At 67.6% G+C, this 15,158-nt stretch carries 13 protein-coding genes and 1 pseudogene; 5 read left to right on the top strand and 9 right to left on the bottom strand.

Going from position 1 to position 15,158, the window contains the following annotated elements:
* Positions 1-230: 230 nt before the first annotated feature.
* Positions 231-1,094, top strand: a complete 864-nt coding sequence (locus AC07AW_RS34655) for an RNA repair domain-containing protein (RefSeq protein WP_478819453.1) — start codon at positions 231-233, stop codon at positions 1,092-1,094.
* A gap of 573 nt (positions 1,095-1,667) precedes the next feature.
* Here AC07AW_RS34655 and AC07AW_RS34650 read toward each other — a convergent pair.
* The 4 genes from AC07AW_RS34650 to AC07AW_RS34635 form a co-directional block, all read right to left on the bottom strand.
* Complete coding sequence (locus AC07AW_RS34650) at positions 1,668-2,048, bottom strand: nuclear transport factor 2 family protein (RefSeq protein ID WP_478819452.1); 381 nt, start codon at positions 2,046-2,048, stop codon at positions 1,668-1,670.
* 645 nt (positions 2,049-2,693) lie between these two features.
* Positions 2,694-3,449, bottom strand: coding sequence for a hypothetical protein (locus AC07AW_RS34645; protein ID WP_478819451.1), 756 nt, complete (start codon positions 3,447-3,449; stop codon positions 2,694-2,696).
* Positions 3,450-4,106: 657 nt separating this feature from the next.
* Positions 4,107-4,529 (bottom strand): hypothetical protein, encoded by a 423-nt coding sequence (locus AC07AW_RS34640; protein WP_478819450.1) that lies wholly within the window; start codon positions 4,527-4,529, stop codon positions 4,107-4,109.
* Positions 4,526-4,960, bottom strand: a complete 435-nt coding sequence (locus AC07AW_RS34635) for a MarR family winged helix-turn-helix transcriptional regulator (protein ID WP_478819449.1) — start codon at positions 4,958-4,960, stop codon at positions 4,526-4,528. The genes AC07AW_RS34640 and AC07AW_RS34635 overlap by 4 nt, the downstream gene beginning before the upstream one ends.
* Before the next feature lie 373 nt (positions 4,961-5,333).
* On the opposite strand from AC07AW_RS34635, the gene AC07AW_RS34630 reads away from it, so the two are divergent.
* Positions 5,334-5,501, top strand: coding sequence for a hypothetical protein (locus AC07AW_RS34630; protein ID WP_478819448.1), 168 nt, complete (start codon positions 5,334-5,336; stop codon positions 5,499-5,501).
* Between the two features lie 268 nt (positions 5,502-5,769).
* The gene (locus AC07AW_RS34625; RefSeq protein WP_478819447.1) at positions 5,770-6,411 is read left to right on the top strand and encodes a leucine-rich repeat domain-containing protein; all 642 of its coding nucleotides are present in this window, start codon (positions 5,770-5,772) and stop codon (positions 6,409-6,411) included.
* Between the two features lie 396 nt (positions 6,412-6,807).
* Here AC07AW_RS34625 and AC07AW_RS34620 read toward each other — a convergent pair whose 3' ends face one another.
* Both AC07AW_RS34620 and AC07AW_RS34615 read right to left on the bottom strand, forming a co-directional pair.
* Positions 6,808-8,412, bottom strand: coding sequence for an FAD-binding oxidoreductase (locus tag AC07AW_RS34620; protein WP_478819446.1), 1,605 nt, complete (start codon positions 8,410-8,412; stop codon positions 6,808-6,810).
* A gap of 1,911 nt (positions 8,413-10,323) precedes the next feature.
* Positions 10,324-10,611, bottom strand: coding sequence for a hypothetical protein (locus AC07AW_RS34615; RefSeq protein WP_478819445.1), 288 nt, complete (start codon positions 10,609-10,611; stop codon positions 10,324-10,326).
* A 427-nt stretch (positions 10,612-11,038) separates the two neighbouring features.
* Here AC07AW_RS34615 and AC07AW_RS34610 point away from each other — a divergent pair, with 427 nt between their 5' ends.
* The gene (locus AC07AW_RS34610) at positions 11,039-11,446 is read left to right on the top strand and encodes a RidA family protein (RefSeq protein ID WP_478819444.1); all 408 of its coding nucleotides are present in this window, start codon (positions 11,039-11,041) and stop codon (positions 11,444-11,446) included.
* 214 nt (positions 11,447-11,660) lie between these two features.
* Here AC07AW_RS34610 and AC07AW_RS34605 read toward each other — a convergent pair.
* Both AC07AW_RS34605 and AC07AW_RS34600 read right to left on the bottom strand, forming a co-directional pair.
* Positions 11,661-11,825: pseudogene (locus tag AC07AW_RS34605) on the bottom strand (IS5/IS1182 family transposase); the annotation flags it as partial.
* A gap of 755 nt (positions 11,826-12,580) precedes the next feature.
* A complete protein-coding gene (locus AC07AW_RS34600; RefSeq protein WP_478819443.1) occupies positions 12,581-12,808 on the bottom strand; it encodes a hypothetical protein in 228 nt (75 codons plus the stop codon).
* A 627-nt stretch (positions 12,809-13,435) separates the two neighbouring features.
* Here AC07AW_RS34600 and AC07AW_RS34595 point away from each other — a divergent pair.
* Entirely contained in the window at positions 13,436-14,647 is a 1,212-nt protein-coding gene (locus tag AC07AW_RS34595) for an IS110 family RNA-guided transposase (protein WP_478819527.1), read from the top strand.
* Here AC07AW_RS34595 and AC07AW_RS34590 read toward each other — a convergent pair.
* Positions 14,644-14,952: a hypothetical protein gene (locus AC07AW_RS34590; protein WP_478819442.1), complete on the bottom strand. Its 309-nt coding sequence runs from the start codon at positions 14,950-14,952 to the stop codon at positions 14,644-14,646. The two genes, AC07AW_RS34595 and AC07AW_RS34590, sit on opposite strands and share 4 nt — an antisense overlap.
* Positions 14,953-15,158: the final 206 nt, after the last annotated feature.

Raw genomic sequence — 15,158 nt, 5'->3', positions numbered from 1 at the left:
TCGAGCGAATAGGCGAATCATGTACGCGCAGCCGCGCGTGTGTCACACGTGTGCCGCTCGTCCGACGCGACGGCGGTCGGCCGACCTCCAGCTCCGAATATCGCGCACTGGTATGACGCTCCCCGCCGGCTGGCGCGACGTCTCTGCCTGACGCCCCTGCCGTCACCTGTCCGGAAATTGCAGTGCCGTCCGGGCGCGCGTCATCCTGATAGTCGAGGGCAGGTGCTGACGTGCACACCAGCGACGAGATCTACCACCGGGTGCTCTGGGACCCGCGCTTCGACCCCGGGCGGTTCGTGATGGGGATCGCAGAGCGCGGGGCCCCGCCGAAGCGGGTCCTGCTCGGCGACTTCGTACCGGGCGGGGAGATCCCCTGGCACCGGGTGGTGTTCTTCGAGGCGGACGGCAAGGTCGTCTGGGACCGTGCCTCCGGCATCGACCGGCTGGACGAGACCCTCGCCGGGCAGGCCGGTCCCGTGCCGGCCCCGGCACCCGGCGACATCCTCGCCGTCCCGTCGACGAACCGCACCGCCGTCGCCTGGCTGCCGCCGGCGGAGTTGTGGCCGCCGATCCAGCACATCCGCCGCGAACACGACCGCCAGATCCACCGCTGGCCGCCCCACGTCAACGTACTCTTCGGTTTCGTCCCCGAGGCCGAGTTCGCCCGGGCCCTGCCGCTGGTCACCGCGGCACTCGCCGAGACGCCGCCGTTCACCGCCCGCCTGGCAGGCGTCCACTGGTTCGGACACCGCGAGGACGCCACCGTCTGGCTCGACCCGGCCGCCGCCGACCACGAGCCCTGGGCACGGCTGCGGGAATCCCTGGAGCTCCGCTTCCCGCTCTGCGGATCGCACTCGCACGGCTTCACCCCGCACCTGTCCCTCGGCCGTACCCCGGACCCGCACGCCCTCGCCCGCAAGGCGGAGGCCCTCCTCGGCCCCATGACGGCCCGGGTCGACGAGCTTGTCCTGCTCTCCCGGCGCGGCGACGAGCCGATGCGGGTCCGGGCCCGCGTCCTGCTCGGCAGCGGGGACGTACGGACCCCGGAGAAGCCGACCCTTCCGGGCAACTCTCCGCCGTCACCGCCCGTCTAGTCAGACGCCGCACGGCGCTCGGCCAGCCCGGCCATCATGCGGAGACGTCACGAGTACGCACCCACGCCTTTCCTAGCGACGCGGGCCGAGAAGCGCTCGCCGACCCTGCCGGGGACAAGCGGGCCGCCATCGCTGGTGGTGCGCCGCCTCCTCAAAGCAGGTGACACCGTTCCCCTTCACAGTCGGCCGAACCGCTGACCAGCGAAGACGCACCTATTTTGCCCGTGAGAGGGAGGAGTTCGGGGCCGACTTCGGCACGTTGGCCCCGTCCGCGATTCAACGACGGCGCCGGACGGTTCTGGCGGGCTACGTTCGACGTCCCCGAGGGCTCCACCGAGGTCACCTGGTTCCGCGAGAAGACCATGCGCGGCATGCACCGCCGTTTCCCGGGGGCATCCCCGAGGACCGCCTAAAGCAGGCCGAGTACGAAATGGAGGAGCAGGAACCGGGCACCGTCACCATCCCCAGCACCACAGGACCATCCCCCGCACGAACGGGGAGCGGGGGGCGAGGTCTGGTCTGGTCTGGTCTGGTCTGGTCTGGTCTGGTCTGGTCTGGTCTGGTCTGGTCTGGCTAGAACATCGTGTTGTCGTTCTTGGATGTGGGTGGGATGACCTGGAGGACGTCCCAGTGCTCGACGATCTTGCCGTTTGCGTCGAAGCGGAAGATGTCAATCCCCGCGTACTCCTCGTCTGGCCAGATCTGGCGACAGTGAAGGATGACGTGGTCACCCTCGGCAAAGGCGCGCTTGTACTCGACGCGCTTGCCCGGGTACTCGGCGGCCATGCGCTCGAAGTAGTCGATGAACGCCTGCTTGCCGTCGCCGACGTGCGGGTTGTGCTGGATGTAGGTGGCGCCGGCGTACTGGTCGATGGCCTCGGCGGGGCGGCACCGGTTGAACATCAGGTCGTAGAACGCCTTGGCCGTGGCCTTGTTCTTCTCCGGGTCACTCATGACGCCACATTAGGTCTGGGGGCCGGGGGCGGCACGGTGAGTGGGTCGAGCAGGTGGTCGGAGCAGGCGGGGACGAGCAGGGCCCGGTCGGCGACCTCGGTGGGGGCATTCGGAACACTCCGGGGTCACCCGGACGAGGTGCGCGGCAGGGAAGTGGCTTGTGAGGTGTTCACCGGGCCATCGAATCACGCCCCACCACCATGATCACCGCCCCCACATCGCCGACCGTACCCGTGGCGTCACCACCGTCAGGGCCGCAGCCGCCACGTGGCACCGGAAGGCCCCTTGGCAGCACGCCGCCCAGCCGCGGAGGGGACGTCCGGTGCAGGTACGCCGCTGTCTGTTGGGCCACGGGACCTTCCCCGCTCGGGCGGGAGCAGGTCCGCCTCGGTTCCGTCGACGGTGATGCGAACTCACGACGCGCTCTCCGGCCTCGTCAAACCCCGGAGCCGGCCACTTCTTCGTCCACCTCATCTCTGTGAGGGCGCTGGCTGCACGCCTCGCCCAGGAGAAGAGAGCTCACCAGCAAGAAGTAGCAAGGCTCCGGCCCTGGAGGATGCCGAGGGCGAGTACCTCCTCCTACGCAGACGCCTGACCGTTCCGCAGCCGACTGAGCCGCTGCGTATCCAGATGCCGAGATCTCCCTCACTCACTCTCGAGAGCTTCCTGGACCTGACGGTGACCGACCTCGTCCCGCGACCAGATGCGCACGTGACGACGTGGATTCTCACGGTCCCAGCTTTCGCTGTCGAAGACTGCGACGGACTTCGACAGCCGCCATCGCGAGCCCTCCCACGAGGCTTCCGGTACTTCGACGAGTCCGTCAAGAACCTGGGCGGCCGAGGCGTCAGCAGAGCCGCCCGGCCAGGGCTTCCAGGCGGAGACGGCATCGGTGAGCGCATGGGACTCGATCAAATGAGTGATCGAGGGGGCGACGGGAAGATACGGGCTGCCGCCGTCCACATCAGTGCCGACGCTTCCATCGGTATGAATCAAGTCCCGGCACGGCTTCGACACACGCTCTCCGCACCACTCGAAATACCAGCCGCCTCGCACGGGATCCTGCCAGGCCGGCGTCTTCACGTCGAAGTGGTCATATTCCCAGCCGTAGGAGGTCTCACATCGATCCCCATCCAGAGTCCAGCTGCGCCGCACCTGGTAGCGCAAGCCGCCAAACCTCTGCTCGAAACCCAGGCATCGGATGATGAGTTCCATGGGGGCCGGCACGAGACGGCCCGCGCGGTCGTGCACTTGCCACATCTCTATCGGTACGTCGAACCCAACTGGACTCTCACGTCGGCCTGTACGGCGGAGGAGATCCTGAGCACGCTCCGACAGTTCGGAGGGATCGTCCAGGATGTGCATCCTGCACTTCTCTCCAGAGGTAGCGATCTTCAGCAAGATCGACACCTTATCGTGTTCGTTTCTGCGTACTGGGATCCACTGCCCATACCTGTCCCAGGAGCTGGGCTCGGGTCCATGATGACCTGCTGGCGGCGTCCGGCCGCGTGGAACGAGGCCGGTGTCTGGGAGCAGCTGTACATGGTGCTGCTGAGGAAGCTGCGGATCGCGAAGGCGCTGGACGAGTCGCGGGCCGTGATCGACTCCTCGCACGTCAGGGCCGCGCGGCAGGGCCCAAAAGCGGTCCCAGCCCCGTCGACCGCGCACGGCCGGGCAGCAAGCACCATCGTCGACGGCCAGGGCATTCCCGATTGCGGTGTCGTTGACCGACGGAAACCGCTCACTCACTCAGCTGATGCCGCTGCTGCGGAAGATCCCGCCGGTCACGGGCCTTGTCGGCCGGCCATGCCGACAACCCGAACCCCCTCTGGCCGCCAGCGGCTGCGACCACGACAAGTACCGCCGCCCGGTGTGGGCCCAGATCCGGCACAGCACCTTGCCGGGCGACCTGCCGCCCGTCGATGGGCGTGGCGGGACCGCGGGCATGCCCCGTTGGTGCTCGTCGGTGGGCGACGGTTCGCGGGACGTCTCGGCTGCGGCGCCGGCTGCCGTTCAGCTCGCCTTGACGTCCTGCGGCAAGGGGTGGTCGCGCCTCCCCTAGTGGTAGCGGTGCCAGGGGAACGGGGCGAGGTCGGGCTCGACCCAGCTGGTCCTGGCCTGGTCGCCGGCCAGCGTCGAGGACCGGTAGAAGCGGGTGAGCAGCCTCTTGTCGAGGAGCGCGGGGTTGTGGTCGGCGAAGGCGTCGAAGTCGGCGGTGCCGTGGTGCGCGACGTGGTGGCCGACGAGTTCGACCCAGGCGCGGCTGACGGTGGTGTTGTACTTCTGCGGGACACCCGCATAGCGGGCCGTCTCCCGGATGCCGTCGCTGATCAGGTCCACGGCTGCGGTGGTGCCGTAGCGCCGTACCGCGAGCCAGGTCAGGTGGACGTGTTGCCGGTGTCCGAAACGCTCGGCATCGGCCATTGCCTCCCCCATCAGTTCCGCGAACGGTGTGGACTGCTCCTTGGCCATCTCGGTCACGAGCCCTCCTCGATCAGTGCGTCCAGTACCGCGTGGAAACCGGCGACCGCTTCACGCGGCAGGCCGTTGAGCGCGCGGTTCTCCAGATCGGCCAAGGTCTGCCTGATCAGAGCGGCTGCCGCACGCCCGGATTCGGTGAGTTCGATGAGCACCGAGCGGCGGTCACCTGCTCGCGTGCCTCGTGTGATGTGGCCGCGGCGTTCCAGCCGATCGAGCACGCTGGTCAGCGTCGTGGGACGACTGCCCACGGCGGCGCCTAGCTGGGAGACAGTGCGGCCTCGCCCGTCGGCGAGGTTGGCGAGGGCGTTGATCTCGGAGGCGGACAGGTCGAGATCGACGAGTTCGGTGGCGATCAGTTGCAGGGTGGCGTGTGTCGCGCGCTGCAGGGCCAGCAGCGCCGACTGCACGGGCGGCACGAATTCGGACTTCACGATTTCGGATACTACGAAATCGCTACGTCTGAGGCAAACTCGCGCCGGCGACCCCAGCACGCGAGTCGGAACCGGTCGCAGCCCTGTCCTCCAGATCCTCATCAACTGCGAGCAGTTGATGCGCGAAGACCACCCGCTCACCAGGGCCGTCAGAGAGAACTTCACTCACACCATCGCCCAACGCGACGGCGGCACCAGGTCGACGTGACGTCTTCCGGCCGTCCATCACAGGCTGCCTGCTCCACGCCGCCCTGCGGCCTCCCCAGCGGTCACTGCCTGCGCAGATAGACCTGTACCGGGCTGTGCACATTCACGCGTACGCCGACAGCTGGAGGTGTTCTGTACTGCGTATGGGCTCTCCTCGGTATCCGGCATGGTCGACGCCGTCATTGACAGGCAACAGGACAACATCGAACTCGTCCGCCGACTGGCCGGGGAGGGCCACGAACCCCAGGCGACCTGGGTCGCTGAGGGACTGCTCCAGGAACTCGACGACAGGGTCGCTTGGATCCGGGCGAACCGCTTGCTGTTCGACCGCTGACTCCCGTCCGGCCACCCAGCCGACGAATTGCATCAGCCGATTGCCTGGTGTTCAGTGCGTGCTCAGGTCGTGGCAAGGGCCCTGCCAAGGCCGGATAACCTGCTTAACAGCTGCCTCGCCAGCAGCTTGCCGCCCCAGAAAGGCACAGACGACAATGGAGGGCAGAACCGCTGAAGAAGGGGGCGAAGCTGTGAGGCACGGGCTGAACTTATGGCGTCAAGGGCTCGGAGAGGTGCCAGAGTCCGTCTGGCAGCGAACCGAGCTCCGCGTGTTGATCCTCGCGGAGAACGGAATCACGACCCTCTCGCCGAAGATCGGAAAACTAGAGCGACTGAGCACGTTGGATCTGGGCCACAACGCGCTCGCTGCGGTGCCTGACGAACTGGGGGACCTGTCGGGGCTCTGCGACTGCCTCTACCTGCACGACAACCGCTTGACACAGCTTCCGCAGTCTCTGGGACATCTGACTCAACTGCGTTACCTCAACGTCGGCGAGAACCCCCTCGCTGCCCTGCCTGAAGCCATCGGCGGGATGATCAGCCTCATCGAGCTGAGAGCGCAGCACAACCGGCTGACCTCGTTGCCCGACTCGATCGGCCAGCTCCGCAAAATGCGCGAGCTCTGGCTACGCGGGAACGCCATCGAGCACCTGCCGCCATCGGCTGCTGAACTCCAGGAACTGCGTCACCTGGACCTTCGGGAGAACGCCGTCGCTGAGCTTCCCGAGGCTCTGGCCGGCCTTCCGCTCCTGCGGCAGATCGACCTGCGGAGCAATCGACTCAGCCACCTGCCGGACTGGCTCGTTCAGATGCCATCACTGGAGAAGCTGGATCTGCGGTGGAACGAGATCGATCCCTCCCTGCCAGTGCTGACCGAACTGGAGCGACAGGGATGCGTGGTCTTGACGTGAACGCGGTCCAACGCGCCAGAGCGCCGTCATTTCGCATCAACATCCACGGGCGAGTTGATCACCAACCACTGCTGAAACCCGTCAACAAACACTGTCACTGGAGATGAACGAAGCCAGGACCAACCCCACGGATGAGGGAAACAGCAGGAGTGAGCTCTCCAATTGGAGAGCTCCGTGGGGTTCACTCCCCCAACGGGTCGCCCCTGGAGTGGGACCATCCCCGCGGGCACAGGGAGCAGTTCTCCTCCGAGGAGCTCCTCGCCGCCTCGGCGGCCCCGTCCCCACGCCCGTATTCTCTACGGAGACACCGCAGGCCCCGCGTGCGCGGGCAGCGCACACCGCACATCTGGTGCCAGTAGTCCGGGTTGCCGCTGCGTGACGACACCCCACGTCGGCTCACAGAGCCTGCGGGAAGTCGAAAACCCTGCCCGGGTCGTAACGCCTCTTCAGCTCAGCCAGCCGGTGAGCTGCCGAGCCGTAGTACGCGGAGCGCCAGTTACTCAGATTTGCGTCCGCGTAGTTCTGATATGCCGCGCCCGAGGCGTACCGGCGCATCGCGGTGTGCGTGCCGTCCAGCCAGGCCGTCGCCGCCCCGGGGGCATGACCGGCGGGCCAGGATGCGGTGTACTGCGCCAGAAAGCGCGAGTTGCGGTGTATGAAGGCGGTCGCCTGTGGGGAAACGCGGTTGACGGCGCCGCCCAAGGCGGTGAGCGCGATGGAGACGGCGCCGCTGTTGCTGCTGCGTCCGTGGCGTTCGACCTGGTCCAGCAGTGACCGGATGCCGGCGGTACTCAGTGAGCGGTTGAAGAAGTCCGAGCGTGCCGCGTACGTCTCTCGCTGGAGTACGCCGGTGGGCAGCCGCCCTGGGGTTGTGCCGGGCAGGTGGCACTGGGTGGTGGGCTTCGTCGCGCAGCCGGCGTACATTCGCATGGTGTCGAGGTAGCCGCGGCGCCGCATGGTGATGCGGGAGGCGGGGCCGGGGCCGCCGGCGCGGTCCGCCAGCCGGTCGACGGCGTTCTGCAGATCGCCGTACGTGCCGAGTGAGAAGCAGCTGATGGAGACGGTGGGGGTCCGGCCGGCGACGGCGGACAGGTGCAGCGCTGACCAGATCTCGTCGGGCTGGGCGGGGCCCCACTCCTGCCAGGAGCGGAGTGCGGCGGCGGCCTTGGACCAGGGCCAGGTCATGTGCGCGGTGACGCCGTCGGCGGCCTTGTGGGTGCGGAACCGGAGTTCGGTGACGACGCCGAAATTTCCGTTTCCTGCGCCACGCAGTGCCCAGAACAGGTCGGTCTCCCGGTCCTTGGACACGTCGAGGGTCCTGCCGTCGGCGGTGACGATGCGGGCGCCGGTGAGGTTGTCGGATGTGAGCCCATAGGCACGCGAGACCACACCGTGGCCGCCCCCGAGCGCCAGGCCGGAGACGCCGACCGTGGGACAAGATCCGCCGGGAATGGTGACGCCTCGTGCGCCGAGCTGGGTGTAGACGTCGATGAGTTTGGCGCCAGCCCCGATGACGGCACTGCCGGAGCCACTACGAATGGACTTCAGCGCAGAGACGTCGATGACCAGGCGTCCGTTGCCGCTGGACCAACCGGCGTAGGAGTGCCCGCCGTTGCGGATGGCGACGGGGGTACCGTGGCGGCGTGCGAAGGCCAGGCACTCCGCGATGTCCGCGGTGTTGGCCACGTAGGCGACGGCGGCGGGGCGCAGACCGTCGAAGCGGGTGTTGTACAGCTGGCGGGCGGTGGCGTAGTCGGCATCGCCCGGACGTATCAGACCGCCCTGGAGGCCCCTGTCGAGCGCAGACCAGTCAGCGGCGCGGGGCGCGACCGCGTGGCTGCCGACTGCGGCGGATGCGGAGCCCAGGGGCCGCTGCCCGCCGGCAGCAGGGGCAGAACCGCCGCCGGGCACGGCCCTCACCTGACCACTACCCCAGCCCACCGTCCAGGCGACGGCCGCCGCATAGCCGGTACCCGCTGCAAGCAGTGCGCGCCGGTTCATGGCGGCCTCCGTTCACGATGCTCTGCTGTCGCTTAAGCAGAGTGCGAATGGGGGGTAGTGGTTCCGCTCGGTGGGCATGTGCGCTCCGGGAGTTCACGCGCAGCCTGACCGTGCTGTCTCGTAGACCCAACCGGTGCTCGCACCGGCGAGGAACCCGGTCGAGGCGGGCGAGCCGGAGCGCGGGGAGCAGGCGCTCGGGTTGTCTCCGGCGACGGGCCGCTCCCTGCGGGTGCGTAGAGCAGGACACCCCCGAGTTCCACGGTTCTTGGACCGGGGACCATCCCCGCGAGCGCAGGGAGGAGAAATGGGCGTCCCCCACACTCACCACCCCCTCACAGCACCGCGAACGAGCACTCCGCCGCCTCGAAGATGTCGGTGTCGGGCCAGAAGGCGATGGTGGTCCCCCTTGTGGTGGCCGGTCCTGCGCTGGTGGGTGCGGTGAGCGCGACGCCGCGCGCGTACTCCTGAACCCATTGCCCCCCTCGCGCCGCACCTCGGCTGTCAGCCGGCTCAACAAGGCATTGATGACACAGGGCCCGACGCCGAAGAGGATCACGGCCGCAGCGTGGCTGCCGTCTGGCTCCGCACCGGGGTGCATTTGGGTCAGTAGGGCTTCAAGGCCGGGACGGCCAGTGTCCCCGGCGGCCTCAACGGGGACACCTGGTCCGTCGTCGGCGACACGAAAACCACCGTCGGACGTGAGCGTGACATCGACGGTCGCTGGCACGCCGGGCCAGTACTTCGTTCACTTGCCCGTCCGACGATTTCGCTGCCGTTCAGGAAGCGCGGCTGGGTCGGTCCCTTGAATGCGCCGCCAGCCGCAGGGAATTCTCCGGGGCGATGAGGCGGGGTCGCCTTCGTACGCGTGCTGTTTGCCAGGGCCCTGGGATTCCTCGGCACGTCGAGCGGGCCCGGGCGCATCCGCCCCGGCCCGCTCGATTTCTATCGGGTTGGTGTCAGGCGATGTGCTGGACGGTGGCCCAGGTGGTTCCGCCCCATACGTACCGGTGTGGATGTGGAGGCTGCCGTCGGCCCAGATGGCGGTGAGGTCGGCGACCAGCGGACTACGCAGCGGAGGCCACCAAGCGGGCTTGCGTTTGATCGAAACGCACGCACCTACACTCTGAGCGTCGATACCCTGCACACCTGCTACGTGCTGGCAGGGACCACGCCGGTCTTGGTCCACAATGCAAGCTGCCGTTTAGGGTTCACGGATCTCGGTGCGGAGATCGATTCCAGTCCCCAGTTGGACTCGTATACGGACCAGGCTCTGCACACGGTCACCGCATACCGCACGTGATGTAGCACGCGCATCCAGACGCATCGAAACCCACACACAGTGTTTTCACCGAAACCGATCAGGCAAACGTTCTCGGATTGATCGACGAGGGGTGGAAGAAGCGAGGCGCTCCCGACCCCAGCGACCGCGCGAGGTATGTCGTACCCATGGGCAGAGCAATCGGGACCGCTGGCGAGAAGAATCTCCGAATAGTGGTCGTCCCGGGAACTACCAGAGCGATTACCGCATTCCCGCAGATGTGATCACCGTCATTCTGAAGTCCTGAGGGAGTAGAGAATTGATCTGGCGCCCAAGGTCTGAACAGGGATGGGTAGTAGAGTGTCGCGTCCAGGGAGAGAAGAAATCCTTCCTGGTGTGCGAGGAATGCGACACCGTCTGGGTGGACAGGAAGCCCACAAGTGATCCTCCATTCCAAATCCTCGAAGAGTACATGGCCCGATACAACGTGAGTCCGCTCTGGGCCAACCTTGAGCGCATCGAAGTCGATTCAAAAGGCCAGTGACGCGGCTCCTCTAGAAGATTAGCCCGGTTCGATCATCGAACCGGGCAAGGGGGTCAGAAACCACAGCAAGGGGCACCGGCGAACGTGGTTCACCGGTGCCCCTTGCTGTTCACGCGCTGCGTCTGACGATCTCCTCGTAGATGTGCTCGGTCTCGGGTTCGATGCTGACGTCGAGTCGGCGGTTGAGGGTGAGGAGAGCTTCGTAGGCGATGTGGACGGCTCCCCGGTTACCGGCCTGGTTCTCGACGAGCATCCAGTCCTGATAGAGAAGTTCGGCGCTGTCGTCGATGTCGAGGCCCTGCCAGATGACGCGACGGGCTGCGTCGAGGTCGGGGCGGGCTCCCTGGCGGTGCCAGATGGCGAGGGTGTGGACAGTGTCGGTGATGCGGACGAGCATCCGACCGACGACCCCGAAGTGGTGATCGCCGAGTTCGACTATGAGGGCCTGTACCCCGCCACCGGCCGCACCTTTCGTACCGCCAACATCCAGGTCCTGCTCGGGACGGCCTGATCGCCAAAACCCGCGGCTACCACGACCACCTCACCTTCGCCGCGGCGGACGGACGCGCGAGCCAGCTGCTCGCCGCGCTGGACCAGCATGCCTGACGCATGCATGACGAGAGGTCAGGCCGCCGCCGACAGAAAGCATGCAGTCCGCAATCACGCTGGGACGGCAGCCCGGCGACGACAGGGACCTAGACCTGCCCGGGATCGGGCCTTGGGGCACCGCCGCCGCCGTTCTCCAACCCCGGGCCGCTGTGGAGTGCATATCGGCGGGAGAAAATACGGTGCGCGCCGACCGCGCAGTGGCCAGACTCGCGGGCATGGCTGCGATCACGCGAATCAACCCCGAGCAGTTGCACAAGACGCCCGGCTACCACCACATCACCGTGGTGGAGGCCGGCCGAACGGCGTACCTGGCGGGGCAGTGCCCACTTGACCGGAACGGTGACCTCGTCGGCCCCGGTTCCCTCGAGGCGCAGGTCGACCAGGTTGTCGCGAATGCGATCGCCGCACTGACAGCGGTGAGTGCCCAGCCGCAGCACGTGGTGCGGTCAGTGATCTACGTACAGAGCGGCGACAGAGATGTTCTGGGAGCCGCGTGGCGTCGGCTGACCGAGTCTTCACTCGGCCCCGCGTTCACCACCGCCAGCACGCTCCTGGGCGTCGCACAGTTGGGCTTCTCAGGGCAGCTCATCGAGGTGGATCTCACCGTTGCACTACCCGACTGAGTCTCCACGCCCACATACCGAACAGCACGGAGCAATGCGCGCGCCGGCCACGTACGCACTGCCCGCCCGGGCGGCCGTCCAGTAGGCACGCTGGGACCACGCCCGCGCGAGCAGGGAGCAGGGAGCAGGGAGCAGCAACTTCTTCCAGCTCCGTGGGGAGACCTCTCCCTCCTGGTGTCAAACCGTGCTGCAGGCGCTGCGCAGTACCCTTGCGCTTGCGGCGGCGGTGGGGCCTGAGCAGCCTGGTGCCGAGGGTAGCCGCGTCGGTGATCGTGAGTGTCTTGCCGACGGCGGCTTTGGCGCCGGATTCCTTCCATGCCTTGCAGTCGCTTCGGTTTGCGGTGAGGGGCCAGCCGACAACGACCACCAGCGGTGCGTCTGTCGTGCCGACAAGCAGTGACCTCCGACTTCCGTCCGGGCCGGACCGCGGAAACCCAGAGCAGGCGGCCTCTGTCGTCGGTGAGCGCGATCACGAGCAGGCCGTGGCATGTGTGCTTGCGGAGTAGTTCTTCCCGTTCGCTGTTCCGATGCGCCGCCGGGTGCGTATCAGGGAGCCGTCCAGCAGCATGATTCCGCCACGCTTCCGGGCAATCTTCTTCAGCGCGCGATCCAGGCGGGGGCCCGGGCGGCCAGCGGCCGACGACCTCCCGCACCCAGCGGGTGACGGTGGTGCGGTGCACCCCGATTCCGTCGATCAGATCGCCGGGCCGCTGGTCGCAGCGCAGCACCGCCAGCGCGATCCCCGCGATCCTTCCTGCGGGCAGGGGGCCCGCCACCGCAAGCCGATCTTCTCGCAGTGACTGCTTTCAGGGTGGCGAGATAGTTCATAGTGGCGCTCGATAGCGGCAGGCCGGCGGTGCAGACAAGGTCGTCAGTTCCCTCGGCGGAACTGTTGTTCTTCTTTACACCAAACTCAACTGCCCCTGAGAGACCGCCGGTTGCGGCCGACCGCCTCAATCCCAACGTGACTACCGGCGAGCCGTGATCCGCTCCCGTTCGGACATCCCCGCTCGCTCCCCGTGATCTGGTGGCGTATCCACACGGCCACGGATCGTAAGCGGACCGTCGTGACAGGCGCAGCAGAACCCGAGAAGGCCTCGGGGGGCGCTCGACGAGGAGATCCGGGCGCCGGGATCAGGTGCGGCGGCCGGCAAAGAGTTCGAGGTGTGCGCAGTTGGGGCAGCGGTAGGCGTCGATCTGCCAGGCGGGCTTGCCCATGCGCTTGGCGCCGCCGAAGGGGCCTCGTTCGAGGGCGCCTTGTATCCAGCGAGCGTAGCCACGGGAGCTCTGGCCGGCATCCTCGACGAAGCCGGGCTCGAGGCCGACGGTGCCGCAGTGAGTGCACCGGAAGGAGTTCGTCACGACCGGAGCTTAAGCCCGCACTGCGCACCTTCGGCAGCCAGGGGCACTGGTTCTTGGCGGCCTTGCGCTGGAGGTACGAGGCGACGGCGCAGCCGGTCGAGGCCGACGGGCACCTGGGAGAAGGTCTTCACCGCCCTGCTCGCCCAGGCCGACGATGCGGGCGACCTCAACCGGGTCGTCGCGGTCGACTCCACCATCGTCCGAGCCCACCAGCACGCCGCCGGAGCCCGTCAACCGGGCCCCGTCCGGCGAGCCGGACGACCATGCCCTCGGACGCTCCCGCGGTGGACTGACCACCAAGATCCACCTGGCTGCGGGCAGCCACTGCCGTCCGCTTGCCTTCGTCATCAGGCTCGACCAGGCAAGTGACGCACCCGCCTTCCCCCCCCGTTACCGTCTTCGTGGCCCGCGATGGGGCTACCGGCCTTCGGGTCCGGCATGACTTCCCCCCTGTTGCGGTTGAGGATCCGGGGGGGGTGTCACCGGGCCCGGAGGCATCGACGGACCGCTGATGAGGGGCTTGAGCACCGGCTTCACCCGAGCCGGAAGAGCTCTCCGTAACGTGGATGTGGCAGCTCGATGCCGAGGCAAGGCCGGACGAAAGCGTGATGGAGGGGCCTGCACGTCATCGACACCGGCGACATCGACGTCTTCCTCGGCCTGGACGTCGGCAAGGGCGAACACCACTCCACCGCCGTCACCCCGGCCGGCAAGAAAGCCTTCGACAAGCGCCTGGCCAATACCGAACCCAAGCTCCGCGAGCTGTTCGCGAAACTCCAGGCCAAGCACGGAACGGTGCTGGTCGTGGTCGACCAGCCGGCCTCGATCGGAGCCCTGCCGCTGGTCGTCGCCCGGGACATGGGCTGCCCCGGCGCCTACCTACCGGGGCTGACGATGCGGCGGATCGCCGACCTCTACCCAGGCGAGGCCAAGACCGACGCGAAGGACGCGTTCATCATCGCGAACGCCGCCCGGGCGATGCCACACACGCTGCGAGCGATCGACGGCGAGGACGAGACGATCGCCGAGCTGGAGATGATCGTCGGCTTCGACGACGACCTCGCTGGCGAGGCCACCCGGGTCGCGAACCGGCTGCACGGCCTGCTGACCCAGATCCATCCCTCGCTGGAACGAGTCCTGGGACCGCGGTTGCAGCACCCGGCCGTCCTCACGCTGCTCGAGCGGTTCGGGTCACCGGCCCAGATCCGCAAGGCCGGACGACGACGCCTGGTCACCCTGCTGCGGCCGAAGGCGCCAAGGATGGCCGAACGGCTGGTCGAGGAGATCTTCGCCGCCCTGGACGAGCAGACCGTGACGGCCCCGGGGTCGGAGGCGGCCGCGCTGATCGTCCCGAGCCTGGCCGCTTCGCTGACGGCCGTGCTTGACCCGCGGAAGCTGCTGGCCGGGCGGATCGAGGAACTACTGGAGGACCACCCTCTTTCGAAGGTCCTGACCTCGATGCCGGGAGTCGGAGTCAGGACCGGAGCCCGCATCCTGATCGAGGTCGGCGACGGCAGCACCTTCCCGACCGCCGGCCACCTGGCCGCCTACGCCGCACTCGCCCCCGCCACCCGCAGCTCGAGCTCATCGATCCGCGGTGAACAACCGTCCCGGAGGGGAAGCAAGCAGGTCAAACGGGCTTTCTCCCTCTCCGCGTTCGCCGCCCTGGGCGACCCGGCATCGCGGGCCTACTACGACGAGAAGATCGCCCAGGGAAAGCACCACACCCAGGCCCTGCTCTGCCTCGCCCGGCGCCGGGCCGACGTCCTGTTCGCGATGCTCCGCGACGGAACCTTCTACGAACCGCAGCCCGTTCGGGCCGTTGCCCCGCCGACCTAGACCATGGTCAGGAGGTGATCCGTGGGGACATAGTCGATCTTCCAGTCGGCATAGACCCCGCAGAACCCGTCCTTGGTGCATCGCAGGCCCACGGTCACCCAGCGGACCGATCCGTCGTCGCCGAGCGAGAACGCGACCGCGGCCTCGAACTCCTCGCGCCCGCACGGGCAGCCAGCCGCACCAGGCTCGTCATCCTCCCAGGACTCCTCATTCCAGTACTCCTCGCTGTCCGCGATGAAAGCGCGGCTCCCACAGGCAGAACACTCCCGTTCCGCTCCGGACGCATTGACCAGCATGAAGAACACTCGGCCGCCGCAGCCCTCTCAGACGGAAGGAGCAATCCTCACCGGGCGGCCGTCGACCGCATTCCGTAGGAACGTCGCGAGCTCCGCGGGGACACCCTCGCCAACCTGATCATCAGCATGCACGGACACATCGTTCCAGACGCCCCGAACCCACACCCGACCTGCTTGACCAAAGACATAGGGGCACCCCCCAGGCGTGGCCCGCC

It is taken from the genome of Streptomyces sp. NPDC044003 (assembly GCF_056435185.1).
This window is presented reverse-complemented; position numbering and strand designations above follow the sequence as displayed.